Annotated in this window: 18 protein-coding genes; 5 read left to right on the forward strand and 13 right to left on the reverse strand. The window is 40.3% G+C overall.

All coding sequences use genetic code 11. From position 1 onward, the window contains the following. Positions 1–5: 5 nt before the first annotated feature. The gene (locus J4G44_RS09465; protein WP_121533679.1) at positions 6–572 is read right to left on the reverse strand and encodes an IS630 family transposase; all 567 of its coding nucleotides are present in this window, start codon (positions 570–572) and stop codon (positions 6–8) included. Beyond that, entirely contained in the window at positions 562–1,017 is a 456-nt protein-coding gene (locus J4G44_RS09470) for a helix-turn-helix domain-containing protein (RefSeq protein WP_004973749.1), read from the reverse strand. Before J4G44_RS09470 ends, J4G44_RS09465 begins: the two co-directional genes overlap by 11 nt. Before the next feature lie 49 nt (positions 1,018–1,066). On the opposite strand from J4G44_RS09470, the gene J4G44_RS09475 reads away from it, so the two are divergent. After that, positions 1,067–1,834 (forward strand): hypothetical protein, encoded by a 768-nt coding sequence (locus J4G44_RS09475; protein ID WP_180158701.1) that lies wholly within the window; start codon positions 1,067–1,069, stop codon positions 1,832–1,834. Positions 1,835–1,912: 78 nt separating this feature from the next. Then, positions 1,913–3,079 (forward strand): ribosomal protein uL16 3-hydroxylase, encoded by a 1,167-nt coding sequence (locus J4G44_RS09480; protein ID WP_180158702.1) that lies wholly within the window; start codon positions 1,913–1,915, stop codon positions 3,077–3,079. Positions 3,080–3,112: 33 nt separating this feature from the next. Here J4G44_RS09480 and J4G44_RS09485 read toward each other — a convergent pair whose 3' ends face one another. The 6 genes from J4G44_RS09485 to J4G44_RS09510 all read right to left on the reverse strand — a co-directional run bounded on the left by J4G44_RS09485 (position 3,113) and on the right by J4G44_RS09510 (position 9,731). Next, on the reverse strand, positions 3,113–5,023 hold the full coding sequence (locus J4G44_RS09485; RefSeq protein ID WP_178318678.1) for a sensor histidine kinase: 1,911 nt from the start codon (positions 5,021–5,023) through the stop codon (positions 3,113–3,115). Beyond that, a complete protein-coding gene (locus J4G44_RS09490; protein ID WP_004973283.1) occupies positions 5,020–5,724 on the reverse strand; it encodes a LuxR C-terminal-related transcriptional regulator in 705 nt (234 codons plus the stop codon). Before J4G44_RS09490 ends, J4G44_RS09485 begins: the two co-directional genes overlap by 4 nt. A gap of 276 nt (positions 5,725–6,000) precedes the next feature. Then, positions 6,001–7,044, reverse strand: coding sequence for an alpha/beta hydrolase (locus J4G44_RS09495; protein WP_096900878.1), 1,044 nt, complete (start codon positions 7,042–7,044; stop codon positions 6,001–6,003). Beyond that, on the reverse strand, positions 7,044–8,171 hold the full coding sequence (locus tag J4G44_RS09500) for a YdcF family protein (protein ID WP_154320702.1): 1,128 nt from the start codon (positions 8,169–8,171) through the stop codon (positions 7,044–7,046). Before J4G44_RS09500 ends, J4G44_RS09495 begins: the two co-directional genes overlap by 1 nt. A 6-nt stretch (positions 8,172–8,177) precedes the next feature. Beyond that, positions 8,178–9,218, reverse strand: a complete 1,041-nt coding sequence (murB, locus tag J4G44_RS09505) for a UDP-N-acetylmuramate dehydrogenase (RefSeq protein WP_004973280.1) — start codon at positions 9,216–9,218, stop codon at positions 8,178–8,180. Between the two features lie 3 nt (positions 9,219–9,221). Then, positions 9,222–9,731, reverse strand: coding sequence for a low molecular weight protein-tyrosine-phosphatase (locus tag J4G44_RS09510; RefSeq protein WP_004973278.1), 510 nt, complete (start codon positions 9,729–9,731; stop codon positions 9,222–9,224). Positions 9,732–9,850: 119 nt separating this feature from the next. Here J4G44_RS09510 and J4G44_RS09515 point away from each other — a divergent pair, with 119 nt between their 5' ends. Further along, entirely contained in the window at positions 9,851–11,011 is a 1,161-nt protein-coding gene (locus J4G44_RS09515; protein WP_004973276.1) for an iron-containing alcohol dehydrogenase, read from the forward strand. A gap of 101 nt (positions 11,012–11,112) precedes the next feature. Continuing rightward, positions 11,113–11,562 carry an acyl-CoA thioesterase gene (locus tag J4G44_RS09520; RefSeq protein ID WP_004973275.1) on the forward strand — a complete coding sequence of 150 codons (450 nt, stop codon included), beginning with the start codon at positions 11,113–11,115 and terminating at the stop codon, positions 11,560–11,562. A gap of 60 nt (positions 11,563–11,622) precedes the next feature. Here J4G44_RS09520 and dnaX read toward each other — a convergent pair whose 3' ends face one another. From dnaX to J4G44_RS09540, 4 genes are all read right to left on the reverse strand, one after another. Next, a complete protein-coding gene (gene dnaX, locus J4G44_RS09525) occupies positions 11,623–13,878 on the reverse strand; it encodes a DNA polymerase III subunit gamma/tau (protein ID WP_004973273.1) in 2,256 nt (751 codons plus the stop codon). Between the two features lie 65 nt (positions 13,879–13,943). Further along, complete coding sequence (locus tag J4G44_RS09530) at positions 13,944–15,230, reverse strand: serine hydrolase domain-containing protein (RefSeq protein ID WP_180043638.1); 1,287 nt, start codon at positions 15,228–15,230, stop codon at positions 13,944–13,946. Positions 15,231–15,319: 89 nt separating this feature from the next. After that, positions 15,320–16,174, reverse strand: coding sequence for a MaoC family dehydratase (locus tag J4G44_RS09535; RefSeq protein WP_179988634.1), 855 nt, complete (start codon positions 16,172–16,174; stop codon positions 15,320–15,322). A 142-nt stretch (positions 16,175–16,316) separates the two neighbouring features. Then, on the reverse strand, positions 16,317–17,708 hold the full coding sequence (locus J4G44_RS09540) for a 3-oxoacyl-ACP reductase (RefSeq protein ID WP_207973589.1): 1,392 nt from the start codon (positions 17,706–17,708) through the stop codon (positions 16,317–16,319). 239 nt (positions 17,709–17,947) lie between these two features. Between J4G44_RS09540 and J4G44_RS09545 the strand changes: the two genes are divergently transcribed. Then, complete coding sequence (locus J4G44_RS09545) at positions 17,948–19,459, forward strand: acetyl-CoA C-acetyltransferase (RefSeq protein ID WP_180158705.1); 1,512 nt, start codon at positions 17,948–17,950, stop codon at positions 19,457–19,459. Between the two features lie 101 nt (positions 19,460–19,560). Here J4G44_RS09545 and aceI read toward each other — a convergent pair whose 3' ends face one another. Further along, complete coding sequence (gene aceI / locus J4G44_RS09550) at positions 19,561–19,989, reverse strand: chlorhexidine efflux PACE transporter AceI (protein ID WP_180158706.1); 429 nt, start codon at positions 19,987–19,989, stop codon at positions 19,561–19,563. Positions 19,990–20,048: the final 59 nt, after the last annotated feature.

Genomic DNA, 20,048 nt, shown 5'->3' on the forward strand with positions numbered 1-20,048 from the left:
TGTCATTAAAAAGTAAACATGTATTCTTTTCCGAATTGGTTTGATACTCTCTCCACCCATTGCTCTATTTTATCAGCTGTCATGACTTGAAAATCTCGCCAATAATATTTCATCTGCTTCCATACCATCTCGATTCGATTTAACTCAGGGCTATAAGCTGGAATAAAATACAAATTCGTCGAAAAGTTACTTTTAAGTAGCTCTCTGTAATCAGCCATCTTTTTACTTCTATGAATCGAGGCATTATCAACAATAAGAACCAATGGAAGGTTATAAGTCTGTTTTACTTGTTGAGCTATTCCAGTTAAATAGGCATAAAACCAAGTGCTTGTAACTGACTCTTGTAAACAACTTGTCACCAGTTTCCCCGTTGAAAGCAAACACCCCATGACATTAACTCGTTTTAATCTTATTGCATCAACCGCATGAACATCACCTATCTTTGTCCACGCATAGCGGTTATCAGGTGTAGATGAAAACCCTGTTTCATCAACATAACCTAATATAATTTCACCACGTGCCGCTTGCTCTCGTAATTTTTCAATCTGCTGTGTTGCTTGTTCAAATGCAATCGGATCTCTTTTTTTTCAAGCTATGACGGGTACGCTTGAAGACCATACCTGAATCACGTAAAAACTTACGAATGGTTTCAACAGACACGGACACTTCGTATTCTTCATGTAGTTTGACTCGGATTTGTTCTGCATTGAGTGGACTTGTATTGACCCAATCTAGGATTTTCGCCTGATAGTCTGAGATCAATGTATTGGGCCGACCTGAGCGATGACCTTCTTTAATCGATTCAAACTCATACAATTCCCAACGTCGGCGTTGTAGCCTTATGGTTTCTGGGATACGTTCTTGTAGAGTGGCAACTTCCGCAACACTTTTACCTTCAGAAAGCCAGAGAATAGTTTGGGCACGTTGTCTTTCACGCCAATGTTTTGCATGCTTGGCCAGAAAAATGAGTCGTTCTCGCTGTTCTAAACTAAGTGGTACAGAAACAATTCGAGGCATGTGTGAACATCTGTTAACTAAAAAAACTTTTTCGCATGATTAGTTATTTTTGTCAACTTACCAAGAGCTTAATTTAGCGCATCCTGAACATTTATGGCACCTTGTTTACCTTACTCCTTATGGTTCAGATCCTAGTCCGATGAGTATTAGTTCAAAAGATTGGGAAAAATGGAAAAACCAGCAAAGTACTGCATTAGCTTATACCGATTTGAGTGATTGGCTTACACATACATCTAGCCTTAGCTTAAATCCTAAAGTTAAGAATTTCTTAGATGCTTTTCATGCATACATCAACAATAAATTTATAGGTTTAAATGACATGTCTGAACATGAAATTATTGAAAAAATAATTAATAAAAATGATGACTTCCACCTAATTTTTGAAAAAATTTATCGACATAGCGTACAAATAAAATATGAATTGAATAAAAAAATTGCGAAACTTAAAGAATACTTTCATGTAGACAATAAAAAAATTAAAGTTCTTATGAACGTATACGCAAAAAAAGACCCTTCTATGCTCTTATGTTGCTTATACTTTGACTTTAAAATTAAAGAATTAAAAGCATTCATTGATATTAATGCCTATCATCATGGATATGAAGTAACACTTGCTGAAAGAACTTATAATTTAAACCAAACAGTATTACTTCAAGAGATATTACATTTATTAGGCTATGAATCACTTCCCTTAACTTCAAATAACAGGGTTTTAGTTTTCTCTTATTCGAAAGATGTAGACCAACACCAAATTTACGAAGATGTAGACAAATTAATAAATGATTTAATCGAATATCACCTATCTACCATAAACTAAAGGCTTACTGTAACTCTTTCACTTGCACCAAGAAGCAACTCAAGGGACAATAGTCAAAATTTCTTTGTAGCTTTTACAATGTCGCAACCTTTAGATGTTTTGGGCGGAATTACCGCAGAACAATTCCTAAGTGAATATTGGCAAAAAAAACCACTTTTGGTACGCAATGCACTCCCAGAAATTGCCAACCTACTTGAACCTAGTGACGTGATGGAACTGGCTCTCGAAGAAGATGTGACTGCCCGTTTAATCAAACAAAAAGATCGTGATCCAAATCAATGGACTGTGAAATCATCACCGCTCATTAAGGCTGATTTTCAAAAAATGCCAAAGTTGTGGACGCTATTGGTACAAGCCGTTGATCATTACTCTTTTGATCTCGCTGAACTTTGGAAAAAATTTCCTTTTATTCCGCAATGGCGACGTGATGACATAATGGTGTCTTATGCCCCTAAAGGCGGCTCTGTAGGTCAGCATTTTGATTTCTACGATGTGTTTTTGCTACAAGGCTATGGATATCGTCGTTGGCAACTTGGGCAAATGTGTGATGCTGAAACTGAATTTGTCGCAGGACAACCGTTAAAATTATTGCCTGAAATGCAGGTCAATTTTGATGAAGTTCTTGCACCTGGCGATTTACTCTATGTGCCACCGGGTTTGGCACATTATGGCGTGGCGGAAGATGATTGTCTGACGTTCTCGTTCGGTTTCCGCATGCCGAATATTAGTGAAATGATGGATCGAGTGAGCGATAAATTCTCTGTCGATGAAATGTTACGCACGCCACTACAAGACCTTGTTCGTAAAAAAAGTACCCAAATTGGCGAAATGACTGCGACAGAATTGGATTATCTGAAAGCAGAATTGTGGGCGCGTTTACAAAACTCATCGGTGTTGGATGATGCGATTTTAAGCTTAATGTCTGAACCGAAATATCCTGAAAATATTCCTGAAGTAGATGAAATAGGTGTAGGCGATTTAGAAGATGCGCTAGATCAGGGTTATCAAATCATGTTGGAACCCGCCTCTCGCCTACTTTATGCAAATCAGCTAGATGAAGTTTTATTTTGGGCGAATGGTGAAGCGATTTGTGTCGCAGAAGCATCTATCCCTACGCTGCAAAAAATTGCCAATGGTGAACGCGTGCTGCTCGATGAAAACCTTTACGACGCAAATATTTTGGAAGATTTGGTACAACTGCTCAATGAATCCATTTTAATGTTGTTACCTGCTGAAGACGCTTAAAATATTCGTTTCAGCCCCCTCAAGATGATCAATTCATCTTGGGGAATTTAGATAAGCGGGATCTAAAGTTAAAACTGCCTGAATTAACGTATAGCCAGGTGTCGAATTTAATTTTAATTGCCCTCCAACCCGTTCTAAACGCATTTTCATACTGCGCATCCCAATACTCATGCCATGTTCAAGCACGCTATTGGCTTCAAAACCTACACCATCATCCTGAATTTTAAGTACCAATTGCTTAGGCGGTACAAATTGCATACTGACGGATACATGCTTGGCTTGGCTGTGTTTAATCACATTGGTTAAACTTTCTTCTAATACCCGCATCAAAGTTAAGCACTGTAACGAATTCGGCTCAATCACCCATTCATTTGGAAAATCCCACTTGGAATGAATATCCATTTCATCCATCAATTGACTAAAACGATGACGTACTGGCGCAACCCAAATTTTAGGATTTTCAGGCACTTTAGAACCAATGGAAGAACCACTATCAATAATTTGACGTAAATCATCACGCAGTAATTTCAGCATAGATAAGAACTGCTGATTACTCATGTTCTGTTCGCTTTGGTCGACCATAATCATGGAACGTACCAAAGATGCACCCAAACCATCATGCAAATCATGCGATAGATGAATCCGCTCTTGCAAACGCACATTTTCCAATTCTAAATAATGCTTTTCTGACATACTGCGTTTTAAATCATCACTGACTTCAAAAACTTTAAGCTCTAAATCTTGATTAAATTTCTCAATTTTTTGAATATTTCTTTTTAGGCGCATGCCTAAAATAATCGCAATAAATAAAGTAATTACTGGCGAGGTATACGGTGATAATGGCTGATATAAACTTGCCGTTGCCGCATTACTTAAACGAAATACATCTACACCCGCAAAAAAGCCAATCAAGGTTAAACAAAATAGCAGCAGATATACTTCTGTTTTTGGGGATTTATACGCTAAATACGCCAAATAAAAATAAACCACGACTAGTAAGCTGGCATAACTTAAAAAGACAATCCCAAATACCAGTTTGACATAATCTAAGGGTGTTAAAAACACACAAACGATTACCGCTAAACTCAGAATAAAAATACTTTCTTCCAATATTGGCAAGCGTTGATTGACAAACCTAATTAAATACAGACTAAAAGCTAAAACATAGAGGATAAAAAAGCTTAAATTGGCTTGAGATGCCACCAATACACTTGGGTATGGAAAGGTTTCTGTGGTTAAAAAATGAGAAATAAATAATAACCAGAACATGCAACTCAACGCGAACCAACCAAAACTCTGATCACGGCGTAAAAACAGCCAAATAACCAAACATAAAATGCCTAAAGTGGCAGATAAAATCGCATTAATTTCAAATAAAGTACGTTTATTCCATATACTTTGCTGGTGCTGTTCAATATTGTTATGCACATTATTAAAACTTATTTTTCCTATACCCGCATTTTGAAATGCATATCCATTTACATAGACCAATATTTGATTTTTACCTTGTTTTAAGCCTGAAATAGGTAAAATCCAGTAACGTGGCATATTCCAGTTTTTTGACAAAGGCTCTTCTAAATGTTGACTTGCCCAAAGTAAATCTTGATTCAGATAAACTGCCCCTGCACTATTTAAAAAATTCAGTGCAAAAACGATGGGTTGATTTAAACGATGATCACGCTCACAAAACCACTCCCACTCTATTTTGTACCACGCCCCACCATTATAATTTTTCCAGCGATCATCCCAAACGTCGGGCAGTTGAACATTTTCCCAACCCGTTTCAGGTTTTTTATTATGTGATGCTGTTTTGGCAGAGCTGATTGAAAGTACATGCACATTGCAGTACTGATTAATTGGGTACACCACTTGCTGCGCATAGCTTTGCCACGCACAGAACAATAACAACACGCCCAAACCACACTGCCAAAGCCTTTGAATCATAAAAGACCTAAAGTTCTAGCGGTACTGACAGCCTTAGTGCGTTTAGTGACCGACAACTTCCGATAGATATGTTTAATATGACTTTCAACGGTATAACGCGACACAAATAATTGCTCAGCAATTTCACGGTTACTTAAGCCCTGCGCCACCAGATTTAAAATTTCTAATTCACGATTGGTGAGCTGTTCATAATGTGAGTTGAATGCTTGAGCATCGGCGCGATCTGATAGATCTTCGGTCAGCACGGGTACTTTTTGATGTGAAATTTGCGATAAAATTTCACGGGCGATAAATGGGTCTATCGGTGCACCACCTCTTAAAATGCTGCGTATTGCGATAATAATTTCAGCATCATCACGTTCTTTAAGCACATAGCCTGTTGCACCTGCTTGAATTGCAGAAAATAAGCTGTCTTGGGTGCTCCATGCAGAAATCACCAAAATTAATGCGCTTGGATCTCTAAAATGTAATTGTTCGATTAGTTCTTTACCATTGCCATCGGGCAAGCCTAAATCGACTAAAGCTAAAGCAATCGGATGATCTTCTATACACGTCATTGCAGCTTTAAGATGACTCACGAAAAATAGCATGTCATCTTGATAGCCAATATCATGCAAAATTTTTCTAAGACGTGACTGAATAATAGGCTCATCTTCAACAATTAAAACCGGTACGGGTAATATCGCTTCCATTTCTGCCATCATTCATCCCCTTGATTATGTTTGTAAATATATCAATCGTTTTGATGTAAACACTATCCCTAGAATTAAGGAGTTTTTCAAATTTAGCTTATTTTATAAACATGAGCATAGCACTGAAACATGAAACTCGAGCATGAAATAAAAAATAAATGTGAAGTACTATTTTATTTTAGAAATCGCTTCACATTTTAATGAGCAGCGCAGCATAAATATGCTTTGATGCCGAGAACAGCATCAAAGCAAATGTAGAGCCGTATTTAAAAGATGGTTGATAAATTAATAATAAGTCTTAGAGCTATGTGCATGTAAAAATGCAGGAATCAGCCCTGTTAAAGCCGCACGAATATCCGCACGTTCATTGATTAATTGATGCGAGCCTTCTTCTAACATGAGTAAGGTTTGCAGGCGGAATTTACGCCGAATAAACTCAATGTTGTAGCGCCAATCTACGGTTTGATCTTGCGCCCCTTGTGCCAACCAAACAGGAATACGGCAAGCTGGACGTTCTTCCATCTCCAACATCCATTTAGACATGGCTAAAATCCAATCCATGCCCATCATTCTAGGTTGCAGCGGGTCTTTTAAACGCACAAAGCGTAAAAATTCAGGATTATGATTATTGCGTCGGAAATGTCGCGGCACTTCACGCTTAATCCGACGGATAATGCCCAAACCAACAGAGTTATGCCACCATGCCGATTTTGCAGGACGAATCAAAGGCGATAACAACAACACACGCTCTACAAATGGATTTTCACGGCGCTGAGCAAATTCCAACAAGTGATGCATCCAAATTGCACCACCTGTACTTTGCCCAATGCCCAACCACGGTTTTGGCAATTGATCGGCATTTTTTACATATTGATAAACCGCATGTAATACTTGCTGATAATGATCAAAATTTTTGATGTTGGCAGGATAACCATCACTCAATCCATGTCCGGGCAAATCATAAGTCAAAACACTAAAGCCCTGCTCTAATAATTCTTTGACGATAGGTTGATAAATCCCGCTATGTTCCAAATAGCCATGCAGTAGAAATACCGTGCCCTGCACCTGATCAAATTTGGTTTTGCTTAAATCGGGTTGAAAAATTTGCACATGCAATTTAAACAACGGCATTTGCACATAGCCTTGCCAATGTTCACAGTCCAACAAATGAAAACCATATAGCTGTCGATAGGCTTGTAACTCAACACTCGGTTCAAAACCACGATTCAAATTTAAAGGTTGTAGAATTTGTGGTGTGGTTTCCCTACTCGGCACTGGCAAATCTAATTGCTTCAACACGCTTGGGTTTAAAAATGGAATATCAGGCATTATGGCACCTCGCGACATGCGCTAGAACCAATCAAGACATCCCGAATGGCGGCAAGCATTTCATAATTGGCACGGCGGCTGTGATCATAGTTTTGTTCACTTGGACGCCATGCGGTCAGTTGAGTCGGCATTGGAGCTTCGACAGGAATCGTTTCAATTCCATTTAAAGCAAATAAACGGCGGGTGCGTGGCATGTGATAACGGTCTGTAATCAAAATCACTGTCGGCGCCCCCCCTTTTTTTTGTAATAATAAAGAACTAAAACGTGAATTTTCACAAGTATTCATGCTGCGATCTTCTAATAATTTTGCTTCGACATCATATTTTTTTAACCAACGCTGCATATAAGGTGCTTCTACACCACTCAGTACAATCGGCAATTGATATTGTTTTACCACCGCTAGGGTCGTTTCTAAACGTAAACGTGTGTAGTCATTGACCACAATATCTTTGCCATTATCATCTAAAGTTAAGCCACCACCTAAAACCACAATCGCATAAGGTTTAGAGTTTGCAGGTATTTTTGGAATATTTTGTTGCTGAATTAAAGCAATATCTTTAAAGATTTCTTCATCTACAGGCTCACTTTCGGTTTCGGCAATTTTATGAGTGCTTAAAAACTCCAAGTATTGTTCCATGAGTACCTGATTTTCATGACTATCCAAATTGAGCAAGGCTTTTACATTTTCGGATGGGTCTTCTACAACTGCTTCAGAAGCTGCATTAGACACCAACAATGGGACTTGCGGCAACTCTTGCTCAGATGCTAATTTTTTTTGCGTTTGTTCTTCTAAAATAAGCGCTTGTAAGGCTTTATAACGAGCCTGAATTAAAGTTAAATTTTTCGAATTTTCAGATTGAATCTCTTGCTCCATCAGCTTCAAATAAGCTTGTCGGGCAATCCATAAATCTGAACCGGGTTCCAAGCTGTCTTGATCACTAAAAGCCGCCATTTGCTGACTTTTTGCTGCCACTTGATTCACTTCTACAGGTACCAAAGTGTTCAGCGTTTTGACCACCAAAGTAGAATAAAAAGGTGAATAGATAAAAATCATGAACGCTGCAAACAATACAAATAGCACGGCAGCAATTTGTACCAATCTGAGCATCCAATGATTCTGTTTCATCTTCACTTAACCTACCGGTTGATGTGCACGAATCAAACCTGTTTCATCAAATAACACAGGTTCAGGTTCTAGTGAAATACCAAAACGACTCAAAACATCTTGCTGCACAGCACGATAGGTGTGTTGCACATCTGCCAAAGTGGCATCGGCATAATTGACTAAAACCAACGCTTGTTTATGAAACATACCCACCACACCCAGTTGTTTTCCCTTCCAGCCAGCTTGATCAATCAACCAGCCTGCTGCAATTTTAACTTGCGCATTCGGCTGTGGGTAATGGGGTAAATTTGGAAATTGTGCTGCAATTTGGTCAAATTGCTGAGTCGAAATCACAGGATTTTTAAAGAAACTACCTACATTTGGATATTCTGCAGGATTAGGCAGCTTACTTTGGCGAATTTGAATGACTTGTTGCTGCAGATTTTCAGCAGTTTGCTCATCGCCTACAGCAGCTTTTAAGTCGCCATAATTTAATTTTAACGCAGCCTGTTTTAACAGTTTAAAAGTCACATGGGTAATGATGTAACGGTTGGGATGATCTTTAAAAATACTGTGTCGATAGGCAAACTGACAATCTGCAGCAACAATTGAGCTGAATTGTTGGCATTCACGATCATAGACCTGCACAGATTCAATAAACTCACCGACTTCAACGCCATAAGCACCAATATTTTGCACAGGTGAAGCGCCGACCAAACCTGGAATTAAAGCCAGATTTTGCAGACCATATAACTTTTGTTCCGTACTCCACAACACAAACTCATGCCAGACTTGTCCTGCCCCAACTTTTAGGGTGACACTTGCATCATCTTCAGCGCATTTTTCGATGCCCTGAATATCCATGTGCATGACCAAGGCATGAATATGTTCAGGCAATAACATATTGCTACCACCCGATAAAATCAGCACATTTAATTGTTCTTTCTGGGCAAATGCCAAAGCATCCTGTACATCTTGAATATTTTCAATTTTGACATAATGCGACGCAGTTGCATCTAAATTTAACGTATTGAACGGTTTGAGTTGCATGTTGTAGTGAATGTGCATGACTTAAACCTTCAATTCAAATTGTTGTTGTAAAACTTTCACCCATGCGCGACTACTCGACTCGCATTGATCGAGCACCCGCTCAAAACCATCGGCTTCGCCATAATATGGATCGGGTAATTCTTGCTGCGTATAATGCGGATCGTGTTCGCTCATTAAGGCTATTTCAGCGCGCAAACTGCCCAGTTCAGCTTCAGCACGGCGCATTAAAGATTGAATATTGCTTAAGTTTTCAAAATCCATCGCCAAAATCAAATCAAACTCGACAAAGTCTTGTATACGTAACTGACGCGCGCGCAATGTAGATAAGTCATAACCACGTTTGAACGCATGTTTTTGGCTGCGTAAATCTGGGGCTTTGCCTGGATGATAATTACTGGTTCCAGCAGAATCTACCAACACATTGAGTTGTTGTTCATCACAAAAATGTCGAAGTACAATTTCTGCCGTTGGAGAGCGGCAAATATTTCCCAAACAAACACATAACACCTTATATGGCGTTTTGGATGACATAAACAACCTCAAAGCTACTTTATTTTTAAGAGTCTTATGTTAAGTTATTTATGATATGAATCCTATATCGCGACCCTACAATAATGTTGAATTAAGTATAAAAATTAGGAATAAAGACGATGCAGCATTTTCAATTTCAAACAGTTGGCAACATTATTTCTGGATTGGGTTCAATTTCTGAACTAAAAACGGTTTTAACCGAAAAAAATTATAAGCGTTTGTTATTGGTCACCGATGCTGGCATTTTACAACAACAATTACATCAACCTATTTTAGAAATTTTAAAGCAACTGCAACTGGACTATGCCATTTACTCGAATGTGCAAGCCGACCCCGCAGAACAGATTGTGTTAGAAGCAGTTGATTTTGCCAAACAGCAAAATATTGATGTTGTATTAGGTTTTGGTGGGGGTAGTGCGATGGATGTCGCCAAAATTATTGCCGTGCTGAGTCATCCTGCACAAACTCAACAACTGTCAGACTTGTACGGTGTCGGCAATGCGAAAGCACCACGTTTACCGCTCATTCTAGTTTCCACTACAGCAGGCACAGGTTCAGAAGTCACACCTATTTCCATTGTCACCACAGGTGCAACCAGTAAAACAGGCATTGTTTCTCCTATTTTATATGCCGATGTTGCCATTTTAGATGCCAATTTTACCCGTCATCTACCTGCACAGATTACCGCAGCCACAGGTATAGATGCGATGGTACATGCCATTGAAGCCTATACTTCTAAAATCAAAAAAAATGCGTATTCAGATTTTCTGGCAAAACATGCGCTGCGTTTACTTGATCAAAACTTAAAATTAGTGCTTGAAGATGGCAGCAATATGCAAGCACGGCAAAACATGCTGTTTGGTTCAATGCTGGCAGGACAAGCCTTTGCCAATGCTCCTGTGGCTGCGGTACATGCGCTTGCCTATCCTTTAGGCGGACATTTCCATATTTCACATGGGCATAGCAATGCATTGGTACTAACCGAAGTTTTAAAATTTAATGCGCCTGCAGCCAAACAGTATTATGCAGAACTGATGTGTTGGTTAGACCCACGCAGTAAAGGCTGCACAGATGGATTATGTGATTTGTTTATTGATCATTTACAAAATCATTTAGATCAAAGTGGCTTGGTGTTAAAACTCAATGCCCTAGGCATAGCAGAAAACATGCTGCCACAACTGGCAGAAGATGCGATGCTGCAAAGCCGTTTATTGCAAAACAACCCGAGAGCAATGCAAATGCAGGATGCGTTACAGATTTACCAAGCCATTTATGCCTAACATTTACGCTTAACGTTCTGTATTTAACTTTCTACATTTATTTGGGATGATTTCCACCCATTAAAGCATGACACCACGTCGATAAAAATATAGGTAAACTTGTGAAACCTGACACCAAAACCCGTGAGCAATACGCTTTTTTCTTTCCCATCCAAACTCGCTGGGCAGACAACGATATGTATGGACATGTCAATAATGTCACTTATTACAGCTATTTTGACAGCGCAGCCAATGCCCTACTGATGCAAAAAGCAGGCTTTGAACCCAAACGATCACCCTGTATTGGTTTAGTGGTCAATTCCACCTGTCATTTTTTGCAGGAATTGTCCTATCCTGAAATGATTGAAGTAGGTGTTGCTATTCAAAAAATTGGAAACTCATCCTTAATTTATGATTTGGCAATTTTTAAAAACAATCAAAATCTTGCCGCTGCACAAGGACAAGTGGTGCATGTATTTGTAGATCGAATTACACGCCAAAACTGCCCGATTCCTGACTCCATCCGCGAAGCATTACAGCCATATAAAAGCACAGATTCAGCTTGCGCTTAGCAAAAAATAAGGCTGGTTTGACCCAGCCTTAAAATTCTGCAAACAAAAGCTAACAACAGGTTATTTCAACTGAATGTTATGTAATTCGCCATCAAAGTTTTGCAAAATATCTTTCACAATCGGTTCTTGATGCAATAAATTTTCAGCCCGTTGATAAGCGCGTTGTTTGCGCTGTTGCTGCAAAATGTACGGTGTCGTGTCATCCACATTTTCATATTGCACTTTAAACAGAGTTTTACTCCACTGTTCTTTTAAAGCACTTTCTAAAGCATGTTGCAGTTGAGTCAATAACTGCTGATATTGCTCAGGAATATGAAAAACCGATTCAGCATTAATCTGCCCCGTCATTACGCCATGCTGCGCCAATTCTTGCACGGCAGGTGACAACTCGCTGTGTCTAAACCAATATTCCCACTTGTCTAAAGTCCACTCACCTTCTAAAACTTGCGGCTGTAAACGCAGAATATCCTGCGGCATTAATTGATCATCGGCATTAGATGCTATGGTTTGCTGCGGTTGTGCTGTCGCACTGGCAACATTCGGTTCGACTTCAGTCGCTGCTAAATCAAATAAAGCGGTTTCTGCATTACTTACATTTTGTGTAATTGACGGTGAAGCATTATTCGATTGTAGTGTAGATGAAACTAGCGATGTTTCGGCTGATGCAGCAAGATCACCTAACGGTGCAACGGCATCAAAACTTTCCAGTAAAAAATCATCATGACTTTGCACATCAGATGTAGTGCTTACCGATGAGGCATCTTCATCTAAACCAAACAATTGTGCATCTGCATTTGGATCAAACACGATAGATTCAGATTGCTTATCCTCAGCCTGTATTGCAGTTTCTTCATTCACTGCAGGTTCTGACATAGATTCTGGTGAAATCGCAGCTGTTGAGTGTAGCGCTTGCGGAGTCGGTTGTTGCGCTTGAATCGACTGTTGATCTTGATGTGTTAAAGCTTCAGGCTCATCCTCATCTAAAAAATCATCTGAAGAAGGTTCTGCAACACTGGTTTGTGTCGTGGTGTGATCTGAATAATCGTCATCCTCATAGTCAAATCCATCAAGATCAGGTGTTGCAACCGCATCTAATTCAGTTACATGCTGTTCCGCTTGTGCTGTATTTTGAGTTGCCACAGCTTGTGGAGTTTGCTCCATTTGAGCAACTGGCTGGGAAGCCGCTGTTTGTGCAGTATTTTGTGGCGCAGCAACCAACACTTCATTGGCTTGCAAAGGTCGAAATGCCAGTAAACGCAGTACACACATTTCAAAGCCTTGTTCTTGGGTTACGGCAATTTGTAAATCGGCGCGTCCTTTACAAGCAATTTGATAATACAACTGTAAATCTTGTGCAGAGATCAGACCCGCAAGCTGCTGAATTTTTTGATTAATTTCAGCACTGTATTTTAGGTTTAAATCTGGCAGATATTGCATGATTGCCAATTCATGCAGTGTCGAAATTAACTGATCCAACACCAAAGACACATCTAAAGCTTGCTGTCTAAATTGTAATAACAACTGACTCACACGCTGCTGTTGGTTTTGATGAATCGCTAAAATCAAATCATAGATAATGGTGCGATCAATCAAGCCCAGCATGTCTTTGACATCTTGATGATGAATTTCACCCTGACCATAAGCAATGGCTTGGTCTGTCAAAGACATCGCATCACGCAAAGAACCTTGCGCAGATTCAGCAATCTGCCAAATTGCATCTTGCTCTGCAACAATCTGTTCTTTGGCTAAAATATCCGTTAAATGACTGGTAATTTCATCGACCTGCAATGGACGCAAAGTAAATTGCAAACAGCGCGAAATCACAGTAATAGGGAGTTTTTGTGGGTCTGTGGTCGCAAACAGAAACTTCACATGCTCAGGCGGTTCTTCCAAAGTTTTTAGCAAAGCATTGAACGAATGCGTAGACAGCATGTGCACTTCGTCAATCAGATAAACCTTAAAACGTCCCTGAGTCGGTGCATAAGGTACGTTATCGAGCAACTCACGTGTGTCTTCAACCTTAGTACGTGACGCCGCATCAATTTCGATTAAATCAATAAAACGACCTTCATTGACCGCAGTACAGGTCGGACACACTTCACATGGGGTAGATGTCACGCCTGTTTCACAGTTCAGGCATTTGGCCAAAATACGCGCAATGGTAGTTTTACCTACACCACGTGTTCCCGTAAAAAGATAAGCATGGTGCAAACGCCCACGTTCCAAAGCACTGGTCAATGCCCGTGATACATGGTTTTGTCCCACCAATTCATTAAAATTACGAGGACGATATTTACGCGCAAGTACCTGATACATGAATGCTCCTTTTTACAGGTCTAAGCATACTGTTTTTTTGGCAAAGAGTGAACGTACAATCACGCCTAAAACCAGCCTTTACGCCCTTGCAATTGCCGATCTGCACAGCGAATGGCTTCCTGACTCAGTCCCCAAAGTCGATAATCACCAATTAAAGAACCTGCAGCAAAATTATGGGTATAGGCAAAACTGAGTTGACGGTCAGGATCACACCACGCGCCTGAACCATTAAAACCCATGTGTCCAAAACCGTGAGAGCGCTTACCCAAACTTAATACACGGTGATAGCCTAATCGCCAATGCATCGGGATAGGCATGACCCGATCACGCTGTACATATTGTACTTGGCTCAATTGCTGAAAAACTTCAGGCTGAATCAATTGCTGACCTTGCCATGATCCACCCTGCGCCAACATGGCATAAATACGTGCCAAACTTTGTGCAGTAAATACACCATTGGCAGCAGGAATCACGGCTTGTAAGCCTGTATCACTAAAAAAACTAAAATTTTTCATGCCTTTGGGAATCATGCCATCCTGAAAGTCTTGCGGATTTTGCCCACTCCATGCAATGACTTTATCGAATATTGATACAGGACGTTTGCTCGATTTAGCTTGGTTTTTAACTTTAGCTGTCTGTTTATTTGTAGATGATGCATCTGTTTGCGCTGATGTCACAGCAGTTTTAAATGGTCGTGCGACACGGGAAAGCTCAGACGCAGGCACACCAAAATACGCCCCATCCAAAGCCAAAGATTCAACCAAGTATTGCTGCATCAATTCAGCCAATTTTTGACCTGTAGCTTTTTCTAAAATCCCACCGACCAGCCAGCCAAAAGTTAAAGGTTGATACGCTGCCTCACTTGCTACATCAAAACGTGGCTTGGCTTGAGCCAACACATCCAGCATGTGCGACCAATCTGCCATTTCAGTCGCATCGGCAATGATATTACGGATGTCATATAAACCACTTTGATGACTCAGCACATGCCTTAAGGTCATCAATGCTTTGCCATTTTGGGCGAATTCAGGCCAGTATATATAAATGGGAGTATCGTAATCGACCAGTCCTTGACTGACCAAAATATGTGCCAGTGTCGCTAATACACCTTTGCCTGTGGAATAACATACAGATAAGGTATCGGCTTGCCAGTCTTCATCTGGCGACTTTTTGCCTGTGTAAATATCGACGACTTTCTGACCTTGAAAGTACACCGCTAAAGCAGCCCCGCCCTGTTGGCTACGTGCATTTTGCAAACGGCTAAATTGCATCGCTAAATCATGAAATTCAGGCGCAACCCATCCACGATAATTTTCAGTTTCAGCAAAAATATAATCCTTTAAATGTTGCATCGTCCTGTTTATCTCGTTTTTCTTGTTAATAAAAGTTTAGCGCAAATAAAAAGCCCAAATTTAAATAATCTGGGCTTTCGATCACTGAATTAAAGCGCGGTGACAACACCTGTCACATGCGGTTTTTGGTTTTTACTGTTACGAATTAAAAAATCTGTATTTTTAGCGTCCGTTGCAGTTAAAAACTCAACTTTAGATGGCAAATACATAGGTAACTTAAACCAGACATCGGCTTCATAGGCATCTGGCAAAGTCAAACTCGATAAGGCTTTGGCTTTGCTCCACATGCCGTGCGCAATCGCTTGTTTAAAGCCAAATGCTTTTGCAGTAATCGCGTGGATATGAATTAAGTTAAAATCGCCAGACGTTAAGGCATAACGGCGACCCGTATTTTCAGAAATATCCCATTCAGCTTGAACGGCATAGTTTGGCGCTTTGCTTTCTGCAGATTTTGCAGCTGCTTTAGTGGTGGTTTTTTGACGTGCTAAATACGTGGTTAAACCTTCAATCACCACCTCATTGCCTACTTTAACAGTGGTAATAAAATCAAACTGTACGCCTTTATCATGTGGTTGCAATTCACCAAATTTACACGACAAGGTCAGTTGTTCATTCAATCCAACTTTACGGCTTTGTTTGACTTGGTTGCGAATATGCACCAAGCCCAAAATTGCAAATGGAAATGCTTCTTGGGTCATCATGTGCATTTGCAGACTTTGTGACAATACAGCCAAATAAATTGCAGGAATATAGCCGTTATTTTTAAAACCTGTCACTGCATTATAGGCTTTTAAGTGCTTTTGATCGACCTTGAATGAATCCACCACATATTCAACTTGCGGCAGAACTTTTTCACCTTTTGGCTTTTTAAAAATTAAGCCCTGAATCACTTTTGGATAGGCTAAATAGGGTTTTGGAAGTTGACTAAAATGGCGAGTATTCATACTGAACCTTTGAGAAGTTTTTCTAATTTATTTAATGGAGTTCTTTCTCCCGCTGGGAGAAAGCTAGAGAGAAGGGTTAATAATCTATCCCCTTATCTCCCTCTCCTAAATCCCCTCACCAAGGGAGAGAACTTTGAAGGTGTTAAGCCCCTAACAAGCTTTGACCACAAACACGTACCACGTTACCATTAATACCTGTCGATGCCGATGAAGCAAAGTAAGCAATGGTTTCTGCAACGTCTACAGGTAAACCACCTTGACTCATAGAGTTCATACGACGACCTGCTTCACGAATGGCAAAAGGAATTGCAGCAGTCATTTGCGTTTCAATAAAGCCAGGTGCAACGGCATTAATCGTGATCCCGTTGTTTAAAACAGGTGCGGTAAATTTCACGACACCAATCACGCCAGCTTTAGATGCTGCATAGTTGGTTTGACCCAAGTTGCCTGCAATACCTGAAATTGAAGATACGCAAACGATACGACCATTGGCATTTAAACCATCATTTGCCAATAAGTAATCGTTCACACGCTCAATTGCAGACAAGTTGATGTTAATGACTAAATCCCAAAGCTCTGGTTTCATATTTGCCAAAGTTTTGTCACGGGTAATCCCCGCATTATGCACAATAATATCCAAACCACCTTGTGCAGCGGCAGCTGTTTTAATTTGCTCGCCTGCATCTGCAGCAGTAATGTCAATTGCTAGCGTTGAACCACCAATTTCAGCAGCAACACGGTCTAAATCTGCTTGTTGTTGTGGAACGTCTAGGCAAATAACGTGTGCACCATCACGTGCCAACACATGCGCAATCGCTTCACCAATACCACGGCTTGCACCTGTCACTACAGCAGTTTTACCTGCCAATGGTTTTGCCCAATCTACCTCTACAGTTGCAGCATTCGAGACACGGATCACCTGACCTGACACATAAGCTGAACGTGGTGAAATGGCAAAACGTAACGTAGATTCTAAGTTTGCTGCAGCACCTTGATCGACATAAATTAAGTTAGCCGCAATGCCTTTTTTAAATTCTTTGCCTACCGATTTTACAAAACCTTCCAAAGCGCGTTGTGCAATGGCTTTTTTTACACTGCCTGCAGTTTCTGGTGTAGTACCAATCACCACCACGCGACCAGAAGCCTGAATTTGACGTGCGATTGGGTTAAAGAAATCATAAAGCGCTTTTAATTGTTCTGAGTTTTCAATACCTGAAGCATCAAACACCACCACTTTAAATTTAGATTCTTTATCGCCCAAATTGAACGCACCTAAATTTAAACCTACTTTTGCCGCAGCTTGTTGCAATTCTGCATTGTTGCCTGCATAACTATTGGCATGTACATTGGCTAAAACCTGTGCAATTTCAGCAGATAAATCACTTGCAGGGGCTGCACCTAAAAGTACTGCACCTTTTACCACTGGTGTTGCAGACTCGAAACGCTCTAAAAAAGTTGGGGATGGTAAACCCAAATTTTTAATGACAAATTTACCAATAGGAGATTTTGCAAATGTTTGGTATTGATCAGTCATGATTATTATCTCTCATAAATTCATTTTTTGATGGATTACACGATATCTTTTAACATCAATATGATGCCAAATGCCCACATTTCAATAGCGTTACCCGTTTGTGCTAAATCATACTTGAGTTAATTATCAGATGTCTTGACCTGAATGCATTCTGCAATGTCATTGTAGTCAATTCAGCTGTCATACTATTGTGCTAATGTACGCATCAAGTAGACCCTTAACATGCTTGGAAAAGCCTTATGAGCAAAACAACTCAAGAAAATCCAGCAGTGGAAAATTCTGCAACGGATTCTGTGTCAAATACATCAACTGCTAAACGTACAAGCAAAAGTAGCAACACTGCAACCCGTTCCAACACGAGTACGACAAAAACTACACGTACCCGCACGACTAGCCGTGCTAAAACAACTGCTTCAACGCAAACAAAAGCACCATCTAATACCAATACCTCTGTTCAACAGGATAAAATTATGAGCCAAAACACTGTTCGCCGCGTTGCTATTATCGGTGGTAACCGTATTCCATTCGCACGTTCTAATGGCGCTTACTTTACTGCATCTAATACAGATATGTTTACAGCAGCATTAAATGGCTTGGTTGAACGCTTCAATTTACAAGGTCAGCGTTTGGGTGAAGTTGTTGCAGGTGCAGTGCTCAAACACAGCCGTGACTTTAACATGACTCGTGAGTGCGTACTCAATACTGCCCTTGCTCCTGAAACACCTGCTTACGATATACAACAAGCATGTGGTACTGGCTTGCAGGCTGCTTTTTTAGTTGCGAATAAAATTGCACTGGGTCAAATCGAGGTTGGTGTTGCAGGCGGTGTAGATACGACTTCTGACGCACCAATTGCCTTTGGTGATGGTTTACGTAAAGCTTTGCTTGAACTCAACATTGCAAAAACAGGTAAAGACCGCTTAAAAGCATTAACTAAAATCAACGTTAAAGACCTGATGGATGCGCCACGTAATGGCGAACCACGTACTGGTTTATCTATGGGCGACCACCAAGCAATTACAGCGCTTGAATGGGGCATTTCTCGTGAAGCGCAAGATGAACTCGCAGCATCTTCACATCAAAAAATGGCTGCTGCTTATGATGAAGGTTTCTTTGACGATCTCATCACACCATTCTTAGGTTTAGAGCGTGACAATAACTTACGTGCAGATTCAACTGTAGAAAAACTAGCGAAGTTAAAACCTGCTTTTGGTAAAGGTGATGCGCGTACCATGACTGCGGGTAACTCTACCCCACTTACCGATGGTGCATCATGTGTATTGCTTGCATCTGAAGAATGGGCAAAAGCCAACGGTCATGAAGTCTTAGCTTATTTGACTTTCCAAGAAACTGCAGCAGTTGATTTTGTAGGTAAAAAAGAAGGCTTATTGATGGCGCCTGCTTATGCAGTACCACGTATGCTTGAGCGTGCGGGCTTAACTTTACAAGACTTCGATTATTACGAAATTCACGAAGCGTTTGCATCTCAAGTATTGTCTACCTTAAAAGCATGGGAAGATCCAAACTTCTGTAAAGAACGTTTAGGTTTAGAAGCACCTCTAGGTTCAATTGATCGCAGCAAACTGAACGTTAAAGGTTCATCTTTAGCGGCAGGTCACCCATTTGCAGCAACAGGTGGTCGTATTATTGCAACTGCAGCCAAACTTCTGAATCAAAAAGGTTCTGGTCGTGTATTGGTGTCAATTTGTGCTGCAGGCGGTCAAGGTGTAACAGCAATTATTGAAAAATAATTCTGTCTTAACCTGAATTAGATTCAAATAAAAGCCACTTTGTAAGTGGCTTTTTCTATTGTGTGGCACCTACGGCAACGACACAAGTAGTCGCTTCTAGTTTATGTGCGGTATTGAGGCGCATAACCTAATTTAGCCTCAATATGGTCATAGCAATATTGGAAAATAAAGGTATAGACCAAAATGCTGAGCGTCATCACCAAATCAACTAAAATCGCCAGCCCGATCGACATTTGTAAGGCATAGGCCACCATTGGAATGGTCGCGAGCATCAGTCCACCTTCAAAACCTACGGCATGTAATACCCGTATTTTCAAGGTTCTATTGAGTTTGTGTTTGGCTTCAAACTTTTCAAAATAGTGATTGAAAAACATATTCCACAGCACCGATGTCACCGCCATCGCAATGCCTAGACCACCTGTCACTTGCATTGGCATTTCAAACACATAACTTAATGCCAAAGCAATGATGACCAATAAAATCACTTCATAACTCAGGGCATGTACCCATCTTCTTTTGGAAATCAACATCTGCTTACTCAAATACTTATCCTTCCCCGCTTATTTTATTTTCATTTAATTGACCAATC

Origin of the sequence: Acinetobacter towneri (assembly GCF_017498585.1) — a bacterium.
GTDB classification, from domain to species: domain Bacteria; phylum Pseudomonadota; class Gammaproteobacteria; order Pseudomonadales; family Moraxellaceae; genus Acinetobacter; species Acinetobacter towneri.